Annotated in this window: 21 protein-coding genes; 4 read left to right on the top strand and 17 right to left on the bottom strand. The window is 61.8% G+C overall.

The features are described 5' to 3' along the window. Window position 1 precedes the first annotated feature (1 nt). A complete protein-coding gene (locus HY26_RS15990) occupies window positions 2–388 on the top strand; it encodes a PAN domain-containing protein (RefSeq protein WP_158531536.1) in 387 nt (128 codons plus the stop codon). Between the two features lie 5 nt (window positions 389–393). Here HY26_RS15990 and HY26_RS15985 read toward each other — a convergent pair whose 3' ends face one another. The 3 genes from HY26_RS15985 to HY26_RS15975 all read right to left on the bottom strand — a co-directional run bounded on the left by HY26_RS15985 (window position 394) and on the right by HY26_RS15975 (window position 2,936). Further along, window positions 394–1,992, bottom strand: coding sequence for a peptide chain release factor 3 (locus HY26_RS15985; protein WP_034764225.1), 1,599 nt, complete (start codon window positions 1,990–1,992; stop codon window positions 394–396). Between the two features lie 93 nt (window positions 1,993–2,085). Next, complete coding sequence (locus HY26_RS15980; protein ID WP_034764229.1) at window positions 2,086–2,460, bottom strand: hypothetical protein; 375 nt, start codon at window positions 2,458–2,460, stop codon at window positions 2,086–2,088. A gap of 128 nt (window positions 2,461–2,588) precedes the next feature. Further along, a complete protein-coding gene (locus tag HY26_RS15975; RefSeq protein ID WP_233348663.1) occupies window positions 2,589–2,936 on the bottom strand; it encodes a DUF1491 family protein in 348 nt (115 codons plus the stop codon). 87 nt (window positions 2,937–3,023) lie between these two features. Between HY26_RS15975 and HY26_RS15970 the strand changes: the two genes are divergently transcribed. Then, window positions 3,024–3,224, top strand: coding sequence for a hypothetical protein (locus HY26_RS15970; protein WP_034764234.1), 201 nt, complete (start codon window positions 3,024–3,026; stop codon window positions 3,222–3,224). A gap of 17 nt (window positions 3,225–3,241) precedes the next feature. On the opposite strand, the gene HY26_RS15965 is transcribed toward HY26_RS15970, so the two are convergent. Continuing rightward, window positions 3,242–4,858 carry a sensor histidine kinase KdpD gene (locus HY26_RS15965; RefSeq protein ID WP_158531535.1) on the bottom strand — a complete coding sequence of 539 codons (1,617 nt, stop codon included), beginning with the start codon at window positions 4,856–4,858 and terminating at the stop codon, window positions 3,242–3,244. A 150-nt stretch (window positions 4,859–5,008) separates the two neighbouring features. On the opposite strand from HY26_RS15965, the gene HY26_RS15960 reads away from it, so the two are divergent. Both HY26_RS15960 and HY26_RS15955 read left to right on the top strand, forming a co-directional pair. Beyond that, a complete protein-coding gene (locus HY26_RS15960; protein WP_139068771.1) occupies window positions 5,009–6,007 on the top strand; it encodes a hypothetical protein in 999 nt (332 codons plus the stop codon). Between the two features lie 86 nt (window positions 6,008–6,093). Beyond that, complete coding sequence (locus HY26_RS15955; RefSeq protein WP_034764436.1) at window positions 6,094–6,513, top strand: SufE family protein; 420 nt, start codon at window positions 6,094–6,096, stop codon at window positions 6,511–6,513. Window positions 6,514–6,593: 80 nt separating this feature from the next. On the opposite strand, the gene HY26_RS15950 is transcribed toward HY26_RS15955, so the two are convergent. From HY26_RS15950 to HY26_RS15890, 13 genes are all read right to left on the bottom strand, one after another. Further along, window positions 6,594–7,091 carry a PAS domain-containing protein gene (locus tag HY26_RS15950; protein WP_034764242.1) on the bottom strand — a complete coding sequence of 166 codons (498 nt, stop codon included), beginning with the start codon at window positions 7,089–7,091 and terminating at the stop codon, window positions 6,594–6,596. A 149-nt stretch (window positions 7,092–7,240) separates the two neighbouring features. Next, window positions 7,241–7,654: a MucR family transcriptional regulator gene (locus HY26_RS15945; RefSeq protein ID WP_233348667.1), complete on the bottom strand. Its 414-nt coding sequence runs from the start codon at window positions 7,652–7,654 to the stop codon at window positions 7,241–7,243. 135 nt (window positions 7,655–7,789) lie between these two features. Then, window positions 7,790–9,550: a Na(+)/H(+) antiporter subunit D gene (locus HY26_RS15940; protein ID WP_112074087.1), complete on the bottom strand. Its 1,761-nt coding sequence runs from the start codon at window positions 9,548–9,550 to the stop codon at window positions 7,790–7,792. Then, window positions 9,550–9,993, bottom strand: a complete 444-nt coding sequence (locus HY26_RS15935) for a hypothetical protein (protein ID WP_112074086.1) — start codon at window positions 9,991–9,993, stop codon at window positions 9,550–9,552. The genes HY26_RS15940 and HY26_RS15935 overlap by 1 nt, the downstream gene beginning before the upstream one ends. Further along, the gene (locus HY26_RS15930) at window positions 9,990–11,498 is read right to left on the bottom strand and encodes a proton-conducting transporter membrane subunit (RefSeq protein WP_112074085.1); all 1,509 of its coding nucleotides are present in this window, start codon (window positions 11,496–11,498) and stop codon (window positions 9,990–9,992) included. Before HY26_RS15930 ends, HY26_RS15935 begins: the two co-directional genes overlap by 4 nt. Next, on the bottom strand, window positions 11,495–13,027 hold the full coding sequence (locus tag HY26_RS15925; RefSeq protein WP_199288562.1) for a monovalent cation/H+ antiporter subunit D family protein: 1,533 nt from the start codon (window positions 13,025–13,027) through the stop codon (window positions 11,495–11,497). The genes HY26_RS15930 and HY26_RS15925 overlap by 4 nt, the downstream gene beginning before the upstream one ends. After that, window positions 13,024–13,548, bottom strand: coding sequence for a cation:proton antiporter subunit C (locus HY26_RS15920; protein ID WP_034764260.1), 525 nt, complete (start codon window positions 13,546–13,548; stop codon window positions 13,024–13,026). The genes HY26_RS15925 and HY26_RS15920 overlap by 4 nt, the downstream gene beginning before the upstream one ends. A 3-nt stretch (window positions 13,549–13,551) precedes the next feature. Then, the gene (locus HY26_RS15915; RefSeq protein WP_112074084.1) at window positions 13,552–14,004 is read right to left on the bottom strand and encodes a Na(+)/H(+) antiporter subunit B; all 453 of its coding nucleotides are present in this window, start codon (window positions 14,002–14,004) and stop codon (window positions 13,552–13,554) included. Next, complete coding sequence (locus HY26_RS15910; protein ID WP_065382749.1) at window positions 14,001–14,642, bottom strand: DUF4040 domain-containing protein; 642 nt, start codon at window positions 14,640–14,642, stop codon at window positions 14,001–14,003. The genes HY26_RS15915 and HY26_RS15910 overlap by 4 nt, the downstream gene beginning before the upstream one ends. Continuing rightward, complete coding sequence (gene mnhG / locus HY26_RS15905; protein WP_051599750.1) at window positions 14,642–15,013, bottom strand: monovalent cation/H(+) antiporter subunit G; 372 nt, start codon at window positions 15,011–15,013, stop codon at window positions 14,642–14,644. Before mnhG ends, HY26_RS15910 begins: the two co-directional genes overlap by 1 nt. Further along, the gene (locus tag HY26_RS15900; RefSeq protein WP_034764268.1) at window positions 15,006–15,302 is read right to left on the bottom strand and encodes a monovalent cation/H+ antiporter complex subunit F; all 297 of its coding nucleotides are present in this window, start codon (window positions 15,300–15,302) and stop codon (window positions 15,006–15,008) included. Before HY26_RS15900 ends, mnhG begins: the two co-directional genes overlap by 8 nt. Beyond that, window positions 15,299–15,787: a Na+/H+ antiporter subunit E gene (locus tag HY26_RS15895; protein ID WP_112074108.1), complete on the bottom strand. Its 489-nt coding sequence runs from the start codon at window positions 15,785–15,787 to the stop codon at window positions 15,299–15,301. Before HY26_RS15895 ends, HY26_RS15900 begins: the two co-directional genes overlap by 4 nt. A 98-nt stretch (window positions 15,788–15,885) precedes the next feature. Then, on the bottom strand, window positions 15,886–17,088 hold the full coding sequence (locus tag HY26_RS15890) for a DUF2336 domain-containing protein (protein WP_034764269.1): 1,203 nt from the start codon (window positions 17,086–17,088) through the stop codon (window positions 15,886–15,888). Between the last annotated feature and the right edge of the window lie 24 nt (window positions 17,089–17,112).

Here is a 17,112-nt window from a genome sequence, read left to right as displayed (position 1 = left end):
CATGCGCCTGGTACCCCTTCTTGCCGCCTCGAGCGCGATTGTCCTGCTGGCTGCGCCGGCCTTCGCGGACACCCCCAGCATGAAACCTGACAAGCCTGAACCCGCAAAAGGACAGGAAACCGGGGTGTATCGCTTCGGGGCCACTTATTCCGTGACGCCGGGCGATACCGCCTCCGCCTGCCAGTCGAGCTGCGCGGAAGATGCGCAGTGCGTTGCCTGGAGCTATGTGGCCACATTCGAAGGCGCCGATGCGCGCTGTGAACTGAAGCGCGGCGGCGGCAAGGCCCGTCCGAACCCGCTGGCCACCTCTGGCGTCTCGCCGACGCTTGCGGCAAAGTTCATCCCGGAACCGAAGCCCGAACTCGAAGGCGGACCAGAAAGTGAATAAGCGCTCTAGAGCGCCCGCTCTTTCGTAGCCGTGAAGCGGATGTCCGGGTTCTTTTCCTGGGCGTAACCGACATCCCACGCATTCTTGGCGAGATAGACCGGCGCATCGTCGAGGTCTGTGCCTGACGAGGACTTGTTCTTCTCAAGGAAGGCTTCCAGCACTTTCGGATCGTCACAGGAGAGCCAGCGCGCGACATTATAGGGCGCCGGTTCGAACACGACTTCCAGATTGTACTCTGCTGCCACGCGCTCGATCATCACCTCGAACTGCAGCTGGCCGACGGCGCCGACGATCATGTCGGAACCGATGGTCGGCTTGAACAGTTGGGTCACGCCCTCTTCCGCGAGGCTTTCGAGGGCCTTGCGCAAGTGCTTTGCTTTCATTGGGTCTTTCACGCGCGCCCGGCGCAGAAGTTCCGGCGCAAAGTTCGGAATACCGGCAAACTTGATGTCACCATTCTCCGAAAGACTGTCGCCGACGCGCAGTTGGCCATGGTTCGGCACACCGATCACGTCACCCGCATAGGCGGTTTCGGCGATCTCGCGGTCCTGCGCGAGGAACATCATCGGATTGTGGATATTCAGCTGCTTGCCGCCCGCCGTCTTCAGGCGCATCCCGCGCTTGAACTCGCCCGAACACAGACGAAGGAACGCCACGCGGTCGCGGTGGTTCGGATCCATGTTCGCCTGGATCTTGAAGACGAAACCCGACACCGTGTTGTCGTCGGCATGGATGATAACCGGCTCGCCCTTCTTCTCGGCTTTCTGGTCACGCGGCGGCGGCGCATAGGCATGCAGCGTACGGAGCAGCTCCAGAACGCCGAAATGGCGCAGAGCCGAACCGAACACGACCGGCGTCATGTGGCCACCGAGGAAGGCTTCCTTGTCGAACTCCGGCAACAGACCAGTGGCCATTTCCATGCCTTCGGAGAGTTCGCCATAGACGCTCTCGTCGAGGTTCGCCTGAAGGGTCGCCTCATCGGCGGCAATGCGCGGTGCGGCGCCGATCTTCGGCGCTTCACCGGGGCGGCGTTCGAACTGGATCAGTTCCTTCGTAGCCAGATCGATCATGCCGGAAAAACGCTGACCGCTGGCCGCAGGCCAGTAGAGCGGCGCGGTATCCAGCTGCAGCTTTTCCTGCACTTCGTCCAGAAGCGCGATCGGGTCCTGTGCCTCGCGGTCCATCTTGTTGATGAAGGTCACGATCGGGATGTCACGCAGGCGACAAACTTCAAACAGTTTCAGCGTCTGCGGCTCGATGCCTTTTGCAGCGTCCAGAACCATGACAGCGCAGTCCGCTGCGGTCAGCGTGCGGTAGGTGTCTTCGGAGAAGTCTTCGTGGCCCGGCGTGTCGAGCAGATTGAAGATGAGATCCTCGAACTCGAAGGTCATCACGGAGGCCGACACGGAGATGCCGCGGTCGCGCTCGATCTTCATCCAGTCGGACGTAGTGCGCCGCGCCTCGCCGCGCGCAGCCACTTCCCCGGCCGCACGGATGGCCCCGCCGGCCAGCAGCAGGTTCTCCGTCAGCGTGGTCTTGCCCGCGTCAGGGTGTGAGATGATGGCGAAGGTCCGCCGGCGGGCGGCTTCTGCAGCGTGGGACATGTTGAAACGGCTCGTATTTTCCAGGCCGAGCCCCTAGCCGATTTAGGCCACGGATTGAAGGGCTGGTGTCAGGCGGAGTGTGCTGACAGTGCTTCAGGCAGCCTTCGGCCAGATCTGTTCAAGGTCCGGTGCCTGGCCTTCATGCTCATGGCGTTCACGCAGGCTGGCGAGGATCGTTTCCGGCAGGATCGTCAGGCGGGCTTCGCCAACGCGCTTCTCCTTCACCGGGAACAGGGCGGCATTGGCGCCAGTCTTGGCGATGATCAGGGCCGCCAGGTCTTCGACAAGGTTCACTTCCATCACGACGCCTTCATCGACATGGGCCGACACGACCCGCGCAACGAATTCCAGCGCCTCACGCGCCCGCATGCTGGCAGGATCCCCGCAGCCAAGCACTTTCCAGCGCTTGGACAGATGAATTTCCGGGATCGCCACGTCGACGATCTGTTCGTTCAAGAGAAACAGCATAACCCCGCCTTGCCCAGTATCCTGATTCGAATTTCAAGCTGCCCGCACGGGGTTAGCGGGGAGTTAACAGAGGCTTGTCCTTCACAAAGGAATTTGCCGGATCCCACTACAGGATTCAGGCTTCTTGTTCAGGCGCCTTCCTCGACATGCTCGGTCAGGAAATGGCGCCCCTCCTTGTCTTCGATTTCGACGACCCAGAGATCGCTGTCGCGTTTGCGCGCCCGTGCGACATAGTCATCCACCAAATGCTCGTCCGGCCCGACGCCCTGCGCGGTGAGATTCATGAAGATGCGGTCGCCATCCATACCCATGGACGGGATGTAGGCCGCCGCCGTTCCGTCCAGGCGCGCAACCTTCACCAGGACATCGCCGCGGTCATCGTCGCCATGCTGGACGATAAAGCCCGACGCGCCCGCGACTTCCGCCCGGCGGATCAGGGCCTCGATCCAGAGGCGTGTGGGCAGGCGCTCCATCATCGGGTGTCTCCTTCGAAACGGCATGATGCTTGCAGTTTCAGGTTCAGTGTTAACGCACTGGTAACGACTGACGGAAGGGGCCAGAGCATGAAAAGCAGCGATCTGATCCTGCTGGCACCCGCCATCGCCTTTGCCGGTGGCCTGACCGGACTCATACAGCATTCAAACCATCCGGGCGACGTCCTGTTCCTCGCCACGTCCATCATCCTGTTTGCGATGGGCGCTGCGATATTTGGCGGACTGTTCCTCCTGTTGCGGTCGAGCCTGCCGGAAGACGAGGACGTCTAGAGGCTGACACCCCCGTTTTATTGCGCCGCGTCGTCCACGGGTTCGACATCGGCGTCGTGCGCCCGCGGCAGGGTCACGGACACGCGTGTGCCTTTGCCGAGGGTCGAGCGGATGTCGATCTGCCCGCCATGCAGCTCCGCAAAACGTTTGACGACGGCGAGGCCGAGTCCCGTCCCCTTCACGCCGCGGGCATTGCCGCCCTGCGCGAACGGCTCCAGCGCGAGGCGCACATCTTCCTCACTCATGCCGGCGCCCTTGTCCGCGACGGACAGGATGGCGGCATTGCCGCTGATTTCCGCATCCAGCACGATAGCGCTGCCGCTGTCCGAGTATTTGATCGCATTGGACACAAGGTTCTGCCAGATCTGGCGCACGGCGCGCGCATCGGCCTGTGCCCAGACTTCCTCATCCGCTTTCAGGCGCAGTTTCACACCGGCCCGCTCGGCCTGGTTCTCCAGCTGGCGGATCACGGACAGTGCAGAAGCAGACAGGTCGACTGGCTCCGGCTCAAGGCGATATCGATCGGCATCGGCCTTGGCGAGGTCCAGCATGTCCTCGACCATGAGGAGCAGTTCCTGTCCGCTGTCATGAATGATGGCCGGATAGTCCTGATAGGCTTCCGGTAGCGGGCCGCGCACACCATGGCGCATCATGTCGGCATAGCCGATGATGGCATTCAGCGGCGTTTTCAGGTCATGGCCCAGCGAGGCGAAGAAAGCCGTGCGCTGGCGGACGGCATCACGCGCACGCGTTTCGGCATCGACAGGAGGCACCTTGCCTTCCTGCGCCTGACGGTCGACAAGCACGATATGCGTGCCGCCCTCGTAAGGTGTGGCGCAAAAAGCGATCTTGCGGCCGTTGGCGAGGACCGCCTCCCCTGCCATCGCAGATGCGGTCAGCAGTTTGGCGGGCGGAGTCGAGGTATCCAGAATGTCGCGCAACAGCGTGCCCGCCCCAATGGCCGGCAGGCCGAGCCGGTCGCCGTCCGCCCCGCGGATCATGCCGTCCGGTGTCACGTCCAGCAGGAGGACACCGGAATCGGCCGGAACAGGAATGGTCGCCTTGGCCGGATGAGAGACTTCGGCAAGCGGCGGCTGGTCTGCCGCTGCAGCCACGAGTTGTTCCTGCCCGCGAGCGAGATACCAGACCAGCAGCGCGCAGGTGACAAGCGCTGCAAAAGCCAGCAGCCGGGCGACGCTGGAGAAGCCCGGAACGGCCTCTCCCATCGGCAGAATCCCGATTTCGGACAACAGGATCGCCACGAAATAGGCCCCTGCGCCGAAGATCGACGCTTCCGCCGCCATGCTGGAATTATTGAGGCTGAGCGCCACGAGCGGTGCAATCACGAAAAGAACCGCCAACGGAGACATCGCTGCGCCGCTCAATGCGAGAGCGAAAGCGGCAAACACAGTCCACGCAATCACCAGAAAAGACGGGGCAAATTGGTTCAGAAGCCGATCTGGCCCCAGCAGCAGATACCCAGTCAGTCCGGGCAGGGCCGCCAGCCCCAGCCAGGCGAACGACAATGCCTCTCTTTCGCGCGAGACGAGAATGGAACAGGCAACCGCAACCACCATGGCCAGCCAGCCAAGGTGTATAATCCGTAATCTCTGACGCTGCTTTTGGGGCAACATATTAATACCCCGGTGAGATTCATTAGGCATTGTAACGGTGTCGGCGGTTTCTTGCTGTATTTGTAATGCAAGAAGCGGGCAAGCTGCTGTTCCCCCCTTGGGGAAGTTCGGGCAGAAAGTATCGTGTGTCGCGTGAGGGAGTGAGCGAACATGAATTCCATCAGAACGATCGGGGCTATTGTTATCGCTATGGGGATGGCTCTTGGAGCCTCCGCACAGGAAGGCCAGCCCAAAGAGAAGAAATCCGGTGATGCGATCTCTGAATCCGCTGCCGTTTACGCTACCTACCAATCCGAAGTGACGGACGTAAAAACGAAACCGCTTGGTTCTGCCAGCGATATCGACCACGCCCTGAACTCGCTCGGCGGACACAATCCGGACCAGCTTTCGCAGGGCTGGATTTCCTATTCCGCGCTCATCGCCTCTCAGGACCCTGAATATCGCGCCGCAGTCCGCGACATCGCGGATTTCTATGGCCGTGATGCCATGATGAACGGTCTGGCCAATGATGTGCGCTATGCCCGTACGCTGAATGGTGGCGACACGGCCGTCAGCGCCGCGCTCGCCGCAACCGAGGCCGACAGCCGTCGCCTCTCCAGCGCTGCCGCCTTCGTGAAGGAACAGGCCTACTCGCTGCAGGCCTCCGGCTGGGCCAAGGCGAAGATCGGCAATTCGGGCGCAAAGGCCACGACCCTCGACAAGATCCAGAAGGCCGGCATCCCGGCCAGCCAGCCGCTGGTCAACGCTTTCAGCGCGTCTGATATCGATGGCGTGCTGGTGCAGGCTGGTGTCCCCGGCGCCCCGTCGCTGTGGGACAATGTCTCCGGCGCCGCCAGCGCCGTGCGGTTCCCGGCAGCCATGACGTCGGGCCTCAAACTCAATCGCAAGCGCGTGAAATATGGCAAGGAACCGATCGCCGACCAGATCGCCACGCTCGCCGCTTTCCGCGTCATGGGCTCTGAAGCCGCCACCCCGGCCCAGATGTCCAGCGCCATGTCGGAACGCGAGACCCGCGGCTGCCTGAACATGGCCAACCTGAACCTGCAGCAGTGTGTTGCCGCTGCGAACCAGCAGTACGAAGTACCTTTCTGTATCGGAGAGCACGCGCTTGCCGATGTGGGTAAGTGCATCGGTGGGGTCTACCAGTAAGCCCCTACCATCTCTCAACCTTCACCCCCGGGGCCCATGGCCGCCGGGGGTTTTCTTTTTTGGCAGGATGCCCCATGTCACGGGCCATGAGCATTGCTGAAACCGCCGCAGACATTCGCGAAGACTTCTCCTGGCTCGAAGACTGGGAAGCGCGCTACGCCCACATCATCGACCTGGGCAAGGCGAACCCGCCGCTGGAGCCGCATGAGCGGACGGAAGATACCCGGGTGCGCGGCTGTGCCAGCCAGGTCTGGCTCGTCACGGGCTGGGAAGATGGCAAGCTGGTGCTGCGGGCCGAGTCTGACGCGATGATCGTTTCAGGCCTGATCGCCCTGCTCGTGGCGCTGTACAATGGCGCCACTCGCGACGAGATCCTGTCCTTCGACGCGAAGGCTTTTCTGGATGAGATCGGTGTCAGCGGCGCATTGACGGCCCAGCGTTCGAACGGCCTTGCCTCCATGCTGGCGCGCATTCAGGACGACGCGAAAGCCATGCCTGCGTCCTGATCCGATCGCAGCAGGCCATCAGCGCCGGCAAGCCGCATCTTCAGATCCCTCGCCTCGCCGTGCCCGGCTCCGCAGGGGATTCAGGCGGCGTACAAGTTGGTTTTCTGGTGGATAGCTGCGCCACCGGGCGGCGTGAGCAGCAGACGGCGGCTGGCCAGCTCTTCATCATGGCACAGCACCTGGTTGATCCGGCCATCCGCCCCGGCCAGCGGCAGGCGGAGCCAGGCGTGCAGCCGTTCCCCGGCTTCGATCACACCGCCAACCGGCACCCCCCGGTCAATCGCAGCGGACAGGCCGAGCGCGTAGGTTTCGGCTGCGGTACCAGCGACATCCTCGATCCGGCGGCCGCGGGCTTCAAATCCCAGCAGGTCGCGCAGGCGGGACCCGGCGATTCGGAAGCGCCCTGCCCCCGATTCGTCGAACTCTACGATGGAAATGCTGGCCAGCACGGACCGCAGGTGTCCCGGGTCAATCGATTCGCGGCGCGGGACACCGTCCGATTCGCCCAAGCGGCACCAATAGTCGACAAGGCTGCGCTGGACAGCAGTTACGCCTCTGAAAACATTCTGTTTGGTCATCTTCAGCCACCCCCGTGGTGATTCGATAGAATCACCTATCGCGCGAGTTGCAGGTCCGAATCAAGAGTCTTTGTGATGTTTTGTTAACCAAGATTACCCAAATATTTTGTTTCGTTTCCGGAACAACAAGTATTCGTGGCCGAGTTCTTTCACTTGTCTGCGCGGCCAAGCCCCATCTTCTTGGCAAGCTTTGAGCGTTGGCGGGAATAGCCCGGCGCGACCATCGGATAGTCTGCCGGCAAGCCCCATTTGGCGCGGTATTCTTCCGGCGACATGTCGTACGAGGTGCGTAGATGGCGCTTCAGGGATTTGAACTTCTTCCCGTCCTCCAGGCAGATCAGGAAATTGTCGGACACGGATTTCGCAACAGGTACAGCAGGTTTGGGCTGCTGGGGCTGGGCTTCATTGCCCGCAACGGAAGACAGCGACTTGTGAACCAGACGGATCAGGTCCGGCAGGTCTTCTGAAGCGACCGTGTTGTTGCCGACATACGCCGCCACGATCTTTGAAGCATATTCGACCAGGGCCTGTTCGCCCCGTTCACCCGTTTTAGCGTCTGACACCTGCTTGCCCCCTGCAACCCAGCTAACCATCAGCAACTAGTCACGGCCCGACAAACGTAAATCCCCAAAAAGCAGACGCGGCCCCTGCCATACCAGCAGGGGCCGCGTCAGTGCCTTGGTTTCAGGCAGGCTTGTCTAACCAACAGCCATGAAGGACAGGAGCAGGACAATGCCAAGCAGGGCCGCCGTCCAGATCGTCATCGCACCGTTCAGCACGCCGCCGCGGGCCAGTTCACCGCGCGGACTGAACGCCGCTTCGATCCAGTTGTAGGCACGGCTTGTGATCCGGAAGAAGGCCGCCGTCATCGCCGGACCTGCCTTGCCCCACACCGTTCCGGCCCAGGTGACCAGACTGTAGCCCACTTTGCGGTAGGACCAGTCGCTGTCGAGGATCACGCCACGTTTCTCCGGCGGGTAAACGTGGAAACGCTTCAGCAGGACGAAGGCAAAGATGGCGAAGATCAGCAGCTGGAACTGCGTGATGATGTGATCGAACGAGAACAGGTGGTGATGGGAATAGCCCATCGCCTCCTCTCTGTAAGGCAGCAGGCCGTAAAGCCATTCATGGCCGAAGCCCGGGAACAACGCCGGCAGGCCGAGGAAGATGCACAGGAACGCCGCGATGCCCATCGCCAGCAGCATGTTGAATGGTGCTTCCTTCACGCGAAGGCCACTGTCATGGCCGAAGAAGGCGTAATACGGGATCTTGATGCCCGAATGCTCAAGCACACCAGCCGAGGCGAACATGAGCATCAGGAAGATCACCGCATAACCGGCGGTGGCCACTTCCGAGATGATCATCGACTTGGTCACAAAAGCGGAGAACAGCGGGAAGGCAGAAATCGCCATTGCACCGATGATGCAGAACAGGGTCGTCCACGGCATGGACCGGTGCAGACCGCCCAGCTGGCTCGCCTTCACGGTACCGGTACGATAAAGCACGGCGCCCATCGACATCATCAGCAGGCCTTTAAAGAAGATATCCGCAAAGGCGTGGGCTGCGACGCCATTGATCGCCAACGGCGTACCGATGCCGACACCGCAGACCATGAAGCCGACCTGGTTGTTGATCGAATAGGACAGCACGCGGCGCAGATCGTTTTCGATCACGGCAAAGAAGACCGGGAACACGGTCATGATGGCGCCGATCCAGACCAGGTGCTCCTGCCCCGGGAACATGCGGGCCAGCGCATAAACGGCCAGTTTGGTCGTGTAGACCGACAGGACGACCGAGCCGACCACGGTCGCCTTCGGATACGCATCCTGCAGCCAGTTGTGCAGCAGCGGGAACGCCGCCTTGATGCCGAAGGCGATGAAGATGAACAGCACGCCCGGATCAGAAAGATCGGTGAAGGCTTCCAGCGAAAGGTCGCCGCGGGACTTCAGGACGTAAGCGAGACCATTCAGCAGCAGGACGCCGGACAGGACCTGCACGCCCAGATACCGCATGGCGGCGAAATAGGCTGCCCGCGTCTGCGCCCGCAGGATCAGGAAGACCGAGCTGATCGCCGTCAGTTCCCAGAACACGAACAGGGTCATCAAGTCGCCGGCCAGCGTCGCGGCGACGGCAGCGCCGGCGTAGAACAGCGCGGCCCCATCCTGGATCCGGTCATCGGAATGCAGGGCGTAAATGCCGTTCAGCACGGCAGCGATCAGGAACGCCAGGCTGAAGATGAAGTTCAGCGCATCAACGCGGTAGAGCACCATTTTCAGGCCGAGCACCTGCGTCGTCACGAGATCCATGTTCTGCGGGGCGAAGACCAGCAGCAACAGCGCCAGAAGCGGCGCAGCAATGGTCACCACCTGGCGCGCCTGGCGCATGGTGATGAACAGGCTCGCGACGCCTGAGATGATCAGCACCCATCCGGGATTGAGACCTGCCAGCATGGACGGCATCACGCGTCTCCCTCGGAAGTGTGGTGCGGCGCCGGCAGGTCATCTGCCATCGGCGCATCCGGATCGATGCCTTCAGGCGGTCCGCCTGCATCGCCGTAATAGTTTTCGTCCCGGCGCAGCAGGTGGCCCAGCGGCCAGCCCATGATCACGGCGAACGCGAAACAGACAAAGCCCCAGACGCCATAGAAACCGGCATAATTGGCAAAGTTCAGGTACTCATGCCGCGCATGGAAGAAGTCGACAGAAATGACGGCCAGCGCCAGAACCATCAACACATAGAAGATGATGTTGCCGATGCCCTTGCGGTGCGTCCAGCCGAACAGGATCTGCGACAGCGGATGAATGCCGTCTTCCGACGGTGTGTTCAGATTGTGCACGGACTCTGCCGCACGCTTCACGAAGCGGCCGGAATTGTCGCGGCCATTTTCGGTCGGGTCGCTCATGGCTGGCCTCCATCCGCGATGTATTCGACGCGATCCCCAACGGTCGGGGACAGGAATTTCGAAATCGGGCCGACCGCGAAGAACAGGATGATACACAGCGTGGCCGTGATCAGCGGCGCGACAACAGTGGGCATCGGGGCGCCGTCCGGACGTTTGAACGGCTTCGGTTCCTTCGTGCCGGGCGGCGGCAACAGCGCCAGCAGCGGGATCGGCAGCAGGTAGGCGATGTTCAGCAGCGACGAGGCGATCAGGACCAGAGACAGGTAGACATTGCCGTGGTCGATGGCGCCCTGCATCAGCTCATACTTCGGCCAGGCACCGGCGAACGGCGGCAGGCCGATGATAGACATGGAGCCGATCATGAAGGCAATGAAGACCAGCGGCATCTTCCGGCCGAGGCCGCGCATGTCGGAAATATTGGTCAGGCCCGTGGCGACGTAGATGGCGCCCGCGCACATGAACAGCGTCATCTTGCCGGCGGCGTGGGCAGCGATCTGAAGGCTGCCACCGAGCCAACCGGCCGGATCCGCCAGCATCGCACCAGCAACGACATAGGAGAGCTGCGCAATCGTCGAATAAGCGAGCCGCGCCTTCAGATTGTCCTTTGTCATGGCGATCAGCGAGCCGACCACCATGGTGAAACAGGCCACCCAGAGCACGAACTCGCGCGCGGGCGTCGCCTCCAGCAGGTCGGTCCCGAAGATGAAGATGGCGATCTTCATGATCGTGAACACACCGGCCTTCACGACGGCCACGGCGTGCAGCAGGGCCGAGACCGGCGTCGGCGCAACCATGGCATTGGGCAGCCAGAAATGGACCGGCATCAGCGCCGCCTTGCCGACACCGAAGGCAAACAGGATCAGCAGCGCGCTGGCGACCGCCGGGCTGATGTCCACACCGGCGAGGAGACCGCCCGGCACGAAATCGAGGTTCTGCCCGGCAAGGACCCAGGTCCACATCACAGCTGGCAGAAGCAAGCCGATCGAGGTGCCCATCAGGGTCAGCAGGTAGATGCGTCCGCCGCGCTTGGCCGCGGCATCGCCCTTATGGGTCACCAGCGGGAAGGTCGACAGCGTCAGCACTTCGTAAAAAACAAACAGCGTGAACAGATTGGCCGACATGGCGACGCCCAGGGCGCCGAAAATGGCGATGGCGAAGCAGATGTAGAAACGCGTCTGGTTCCGCTCTCGGTTCCCGCGCATGTAACCGACCGAATAGAACGAGTTCACGATCCACAGGCCGCTGGCCACAAGGGCGAACAACATGCCCAGCGGTTCCAGCTTGAAGGCGAGGCTGAGACCCGGCGCCGCCTGACCAAGGTTCAGTTCCGGGCGCTCCCCGCCTGCCACGTGCATGGTCAGCAGGATGATCACAACAAACAGGATGCCTGCGCCGGTGAAGGTCACCCCTTCCCGCAGGTTCGGTGACCAGCCCATCACGGCAATGCCGGCCGCAATCAGCAGCGGCAGGACAAGCGCGGCGAGGATCAGGGTCTCAGGGCTCATCGGAACGCCTCCACACCGAAGGCTGCAGCGGCCGCGTCACGCGCGAGGCCGAGCGGGAAGTCCGCCGCGATGCCGAAATACAGATTGGCCAGCGCCAGGATCCAGAGCGGAACAAGCAGGAGGACCGGTGCCTCCTTGCGCGTCTTTCGCGGATTGACCGGAGGCTGGAAGAACACCGCCTCCAGAACGCGGCCCATATAGATCACCGCCAGGAAGGACGAGAACACGACAAGGCCGACGGCCCACCAGAGGCCCTGGTCGAACAGGGCGAAGCCGAGCTGGAGCTTCGACTGGAAGCCCGCCGTCAGCGGCACGCCGATCAGCGACAGCGCAGCAATGGCAAATGCCGTCATGGTCCACGGTGCTGACCGGCCAAGTCCGGCAAAGTCCCGTATCGTCGTGCCCTGGTAGGTCAGAACCACGCCGGCGACCGCCATGAACAGCGCGCCTTTCATCATGGCATGGTTGACCAGGTGGAACAGGCCAGCCGAGAGGCCCGCCGTCGTGCCGATCGAGACGCCGAGGATCATGTAACCGACCTGCGCCACTGAGGAATATGCGAGGATCCTGCGCACATCGGTCTGGAACACCGCCTGGAAGCTGCAGACCACCATGGCCGCAATGCCAAGCGGCATGAGGATCGCGCTGAAGGCGGAGATCTCGAAGCCATAGTCCGGACGGAAGACGGTGAACAGGAACCGGATCAGCGCATAGAGTGCAACCTTGGTCGCCGTCGCCGACAGGAACATCGTCACGAAGGTCGGGCTGTAGGAATAGGCATTCGGCAGCCACTGGTGCAGCGGCCACATCGCGGCTTTGAGGCCAAGGCCGACAAGGATGAAGGCAAAGCCCGCCTGCACGCTGCGATGCCCGGCCAGTTCCGGAAGCAGCGTGGAAATCTGGTACATGTTCAGCGTACCGGTCGCGGCATAAAGGAAGCCGATGCCGATGATGTAGAAGCTGGCGCCAAGCGTACCCATGATGAGGTAGTTGAACGCGGCCGGCAGGGCACGGCGGTCACGTCCCGATCCAAGCGCAACGAGCACATAGGTCGAGATCGAGGAAATCTCGAGGAAGACGAATAGGTTGAACGCGTCGCCCGTGATCGCCACACCGTTGAGGCCTGCGAAACAGACGAGGAAAGCGGAATAGAACAGTGCCCGCTTCCGCTTCGGGATTTCCGCAACAACGGTCGGCCAGGAGAAGACCGAGGCCAGCAGGCCAATCGTCGTGACGATCAGCAGGATCATGGCGTTCAGCGCATCGACGCGCAGCTCGATGCCCAGCGGCACAGGCCAGCGGCCGACCTCATAGGAAACAACACCGATCGGCGACGTCTGCACAAGGCCGAGCAGGATGATTGCGAACAGGAAGCTGATGCCTGTCGCCGCAATAGAGATCAGCCACGCAATGCGGCCTGTCGGTACAAGTGCCAGCAATGGCGCCAGGAACAGCGGCACCATGACGAGCAGCGGCGCGGCATGCGACAGCGCCCAGGCTGGCGCAGCATTCAGAATAGCGTCGATCATGCGGTCGCCTCGCTCACGGCTTTTTCCGCCTCGGCGTGTTGGGCCAGTGCGGTTTCAAGATCGATTTCATTCACTTCGTCATTCTCGATCGAGCCATAGGCTTCCCGGATGCGCACGACGAGGGCGAGGCCGACCGACAAGGTCGCCACACCGACGACGATGGCCGTCAGCATCAGGACGTGCGGCAGCGGGTTGGAATAGGTATTGGTCAGGTGCGCCACGCGTTCGGCATGTTCCCCGCCTGCGGCCAGCACGGCATCGAGCGCCGCATGGCCGCCTTCTGTCTCCGCGCCGTGACCAGCGCCATGATGTTCAATGGCATCATCACCGAACAGGATGGGCGCGGTGCCGCCGGAGACTTTGCCGAGGGTCACATAGAACAGACAGATCGTCGTCTGGAACAGGCCGAGGCCAACCATCCGCTTGATCAGGTTCTGGGACGCAAAAGTGATGTAGAGGCCGATCATCATCAGGACGATGACGACCCAGTAGTTCGCGCGTTCGAGCAGGAATTCCAGCATGGCTTACCAATCCTCGTCGCGGATTTCGGCCACGCGGCCGGCAAAGGCATAGAAGATCGTCAGCATCGCACCAGACACGCCGCAAAGCACGCCGAGTTCGATCCCGAGAATGCCGATGTGCTGGCCGTGGTGCTCGCCGGGCGGCTCATGGAACAGGGCCTGGTATTCCAGATAGTGGCCGCCTTGCAGCATCGCCCAGAAGCCGACGCCGGCATAGATCATCACGCCGACTGCAGCGAGTGAGCGGGTGAAGACCGGCGGCACGGCGCGCATGGCTGCCGGCACCCCGAAGACGAGTGCATAAAGGATGACGGCGACGGCAATGATGACACCCGCCTGGAAGCCGCCACCGGGGCCGAAGTCACCGTGGAACTGAACATAGAAGGCAAACATGGCGATCACGGGGATCAGCATCTTAGCGATGACGCGCAGGATGACGTGGTGATCGGTGTTCATGAGGGATCCTCATCACTTGCGGCCGAAGCCTTGCGTGTACTGTGATCACCCGAACGGCCTTCATTGCGGATACGCTCAGCCAGCGAGCGCTCGCCAAAACCGAGCAGCAGCGCGACGGCAAGGCCGGCGGTAAATACAACGCACGTTTCGCCCAGCGTATCGAAGCCACGATAGCTGCCGAGGACCGGGGTTACGACGTTCGGGATGCCCGTTTCGAACCAGGCCACCTGAAGATAAGTGAGCCCCACGCCCGCATTGGCCGGCGAGGACGCATCGCCAAGGGCCGGAAGGTCCACAGTTGCGTAGATCAGGGCGGCGCCGGTCGCGAGGCAGACAAGCAGCGGGCCAAGGCGGAAGAAGAGCTTTTCCGGTTTCGCCGTGCGTGAGGTAAGCAGCATGGCACCCAGCAGGACGACCGTCGACATGCCGGCGCCGACGGCAGCCTCCGTAAAGGCGACGTCGACCGCGTCGACAGCGACATACCAGGCGGCGGACACGAGCGAGTAAATGCCAGACAGCATCACGATCGCGAACAGGCTGCGCATCCGGGCAATCGCCACACCGGTCGCAAACAGGATGGCGAGCAGGAAAATGTTGACGAGGACGATACCGAAATCGCCGTTGAACATGCTGTGCATCAGGCGTCCTCCCCTTCCGCTTCAGACGTTCCGACCCGGCCGATGATCGGCTGGACACCGGCGGTGTGGGCCGCATTGGCCAACGCATGCGACGCGGTCGGGCTGGTCAGGAAGATGAAGACGCAGATCGCGAACAGTTTGGAGATGACCAGCCAGCCCGGCGACAGCAGCATCATGCCGAACAGCACCAATGCGGCGCCCGATGTGTCTGTGATCGAGGCGGCATGCAGGCGGGTATAGATGTCCGGGAAACGCAACACCCCAACTGTGCCGATGACACAAAGGATGGATCCGCCGAGGCACAGAAGTGCGCCCAGCGGGAAGCGGATCATTTCCCAGTATCCGTGAAGGTCAGCAAGGAACTCAGCCATCGGCGTTGCCTCCCTGCCCGCGGCGCACCAGCGGCACCTGGAACGACCGGTAACGGAAGAACTTCAGGATCGCGATCGTCGAAACGAAGTTGATCAGCGCATAGGTAATGGCAATGTCGAGGAATTCCGGACGGTCCATCACAAAGCCCAGAAGGCCGAGCGCCAGCACGGTTTTCGTGCCGAAGGAGTTCACCGCCAGGATGCGGTCATAAAGCGTCGGCCCGATAAAGGCGCGCAGCAGGAGCAGCGCCATTCCAAACAGGATCGCGATCAGCGCGGCGGCGGTCATGCAGCAGCTCCCTTTCCGTCAATCGCGCGGGCAGAGCGCTGGTCCATTTCAACAAAAGCTTCCGGCTGGGAATCCTGTTCGTACAGTCCGTGCACCAGCAGCTTGTCGCCTTCGATCTCCACCGTCACGGTGCCCGGCGTCAGCGTGATCGAGTTGGCGAACGTCACCTTGGCGAGGTCCGATTTGCAGATCGTCTTCACCTTCACCAGCGCCGGCGCGATATCAAGGTCCGCCTTCACGCAGGCGCGGATGACGCTGATATTCGCCTTGACGATCTCCTTGGCCAGCCAGGGAAAGTAAAGGAGGAAACCGACAAGGCGCACATAGGGCGAGCCTTCACGGTCAATGATGTCCAGCCTGTAGGCCAGAATGCACGTCACGATGAGCGAGATACTGCCCAATGAAAGAATCAACGGGGTATTGTGGCCGGACATTCCGAGCCAGAACGCCGCCAAAGCCAGTACCAGCCCCAGAAAATACGCCACGCGCAACCCTCTTCCGATCGCCCTTAACCGGGATTGGGACTAAAGGTGTTAAGTGGTTTTGAAAAGCCCGTTCCCGACGCTTTTACAGTTTTGAGCGGTTATCTGCCAAAAACCAGACGTGCTGTGCGCTGTGCCGTGGAGAACTCTTCTTCCTCGTTCGCTGGCACGGGCATGGCCGGCCCGCTTTGCACCGCTCCTGGTGAATAGGCAGACGACAAAGCCCAGTTCCAGTAACGCAGGATCGTCTGCGCCTTGGCGACGCTCAAAACTTCATAAACTTCAGAGACATGCTGGAACTGAGGGTGAATGACCCCCTCCTCCAGTTCGAGCGGTTTTTTAAGCGCGACCCAGAGAACCGGCAGGAAGTCCCGTTTCACGCCAGTCGCCTTGCAAAGTACGGCCAGCGCCTCACCGCCCTCATCGCCCAAAATCTTGGCAGCGGTTACAGGTTTCACACCAGACAGGTATCCGATTTCCTGTTCGGTCTGCGCATCCATGCCGTTGAGGGCCGCGGCGTTGATGGCGCTTTCGAGGCTGTCGAAGGGACTGCGCTCAAGGGCTGCGCGGTTGCGCTGGCGGCGCTCGATCAGCTGGATGGCCTTGCGCGCGACAGGGTCTGCCCAGTTCTCCTCCGCGATCATTTCAAAGACGTCCTTGCAGGAGTCGATGATTTCAAGCCGGTCGGACGCGTAGCGCAAAAGGATCCGTTTCCGGGTCGGGCCATCCGCCCACCAGAACAGCGTCAGGGCGTGAGACGGGATCGTTTCCAGACGATCCGCGATCAGTGAACACAGGACCGGCAGGTCACGCGAACGGCGGACCAGCTTGTCCACCGCCTGCTCCGGCAATTCGGCGCCTTTGTTGAGCACCAGTTCCTTCAGCACATGATCCTCGCCGGTTTCTGCGAGATGGTTGCTGACCGGTCCCGGAACGAATTTCCGCTTGGCGATCGCAAGACGGTGTTCCGCTGTCCCGGTCATCGCAATGTCCAGCAGGTCACACGCATCAAAGGCTTCATTTTCTTCAAGAAGCGGCGCAGCGATCGCATACGGGCACTGCGCCAGGTACCGCAACAGCCGGCGCGGCGCCTCTTTGCTTTGCGCCAGTCGCCGGGCGCACATGGCGCGATCTTCATTGTCGGCGTGGAACAGCATGTCGAGCAGGATATCCGCTGCCATATGGCGGTCCTGTTGGGTCAGGCGCCCGCCGGACGGCATCGAAACAATATCCACCAACCGGCGGAACAGCGTGTTCCGCGCGCGGCCAATGCGTGGCTTTTCGGCCTGTTCGATCGATTCCATGTCGAATTCGTATCCGTTGAACCG

The organism is Hyphomonas sp. GM-8P (assembly GCF_003263315.1).
Taxonomy (GTDB): Bacteria; Pseudomonadota; Alphaproteobacteria; order Caulobacterales; family Hyphomonadaceae; genus Hyphomonas.
The sequence above is the reverse complement of the archived record's forward strand: the minus strand, read 5'-3'. Positions and strand labels throughout refer to the sequence as shown.

What these genes read in the sequence shown, in the direction of transcription:
- HY26_RS15990 (WP_158531536.1), top strand. Translation starts at nt 2, where the DNA reads ATGCGCCTGGTACCCCTTCTTGCCGCCTCGAGCGCGATTGTCCTGCTG.
- HY26_RS15985 (WP_034764225.1), bottom strand. Translation starts at nt 1,992, where the DNA reads ATGTCCCACGCTGCAGAAGCCGCCCGCCGGCGGACCTTCGCCATCATC.
- HY26_RS15980 (WP_034764229.1), bottom strand. Translation starts at nt 2,460, where the DNA reads ATGCTGTTTCTCTTGAACGAACAGATCGTCGACGTGGCGATCCCGGAA.
- HY26_RS15975 (WP_233348663.1), bottom strand. Translation starts at nt 2,936, where the DNA reads ATGATGGAGCGCCTGCCCACACGCCTCTGGATCGAGGCCCTGATCCGC.
- HY26_RS15970 (WP_034764234.1), top strand. Translation starts at nt 3,024, where the DNA reads ATGAAAAGCAGCGATCTGATCCTGCTGGCACCCGCCATCGCCTTTGCC.
- HY26_RS15965 (WP_158531535.1), bottom strand. Translation starts at nt 4,858, where the DNA reads ATGTTGCCCCAAAAGCAGCGTCAGAGATTACGGATTATACACCTTGGC.
- HY26_RS15960 (WP_139068771.1), top strand. Translation starts at nt 5,009, where the DNA reads ATGAATTCCATCAGAACGATCGGGGCTATTGTTATCGCTATGGGGATG.
- HY26_RS15955 (WP_034764436.1), top strand. Translation starts at nt 6,094, where the DNA reads ATGAGCATTGCTGAAACCGCCGCAGACATTCGCGAAGACTTCTCCTGG.
- HY26_RS15950 (WP_034764242.1), bottom strand. Translation starts at nt 7,091, where the DNA reads ATGACCAAACAGAATGTTTTCAGAGGCGTAACTGCTGTCCAGCGCAGC.
- HY26_RS15940 (WP_112074087.1), bottom strand. Translation starts at nt 9,550, where the DNA reads ATGCCGTCCATGCTGGCAGGTCTCAATCCCGGATGGGTGCTGATCATC.
- HY26_RS15935 (WP_112074086.1), bottom strand. Translation starts at nt 9,993, where the DNA reads ATGAGCGACCCGACCGAAAATGGCCGCGACAATTCCGGCCGCTTCGTG.
- HY26_RS15930 (WP_112074085.1), bottom strand. Translation starts at nt 11,498, where the DNA reads ATGAGCCCTGAGACCCTGATCCTCGCCGCGCTTGTCCTGCCGCTGCTG.
- HY26_RS15925 (WP_199288562.1), bottom strand. Translation starts at nt 13,027, where the DNA reads ATGATCGACGCTATTCTGAATGCTGCGCCAGCCTGGGCGCTGTCGCAT.
- HY26_RS15920 (WP_034764260.1), bottom strand. Translation starts at nt 13,548, where the DNA reads ATGCTGGAATTCCTGCTCGAACGCGCGAACTACTGGGTCGTCATCGTC.
- HY26_RS15915 (WP_112074084.1), bottom strand. Translation starts at nt 14,004, where the DNA reads ATGAACACCGATCACCACGTCATCCTGCGCGTCATCGCTAAGATGCTG.
- HY26_RS15910 (WP_065382749.1), bottom strand. Translation starts at nt 14,642, where the DNA reads ATGCACAGCATGTTCAACGGCGATTTCGGTATCGTCCTCGTCAACATT.
- mnhG (WP_051599750.1), bottom strand. Translation starts at nt 15,013, where the DNA reads ATGGCTGAGTTCCTTGCTGACCTTCACGGATACTGGGAAATGATCCGC.
- HY26_RS15900 (WP_034764268.1), bottom strand. Translation starts at nt 15,302, where the DNA reads ATGACCGCCGCCGCGCTGATCGCGATCCTGTTTGGAATGGCGCTGCTC.
- HY26_RS15890 (WP_034764269.1), bottom strand. Translation starts at nt 17,088, where the DNA reads ATGGAATCGATCGAACAGGCCGAAAAGCCACGCATTGGCCGCGCGCGG.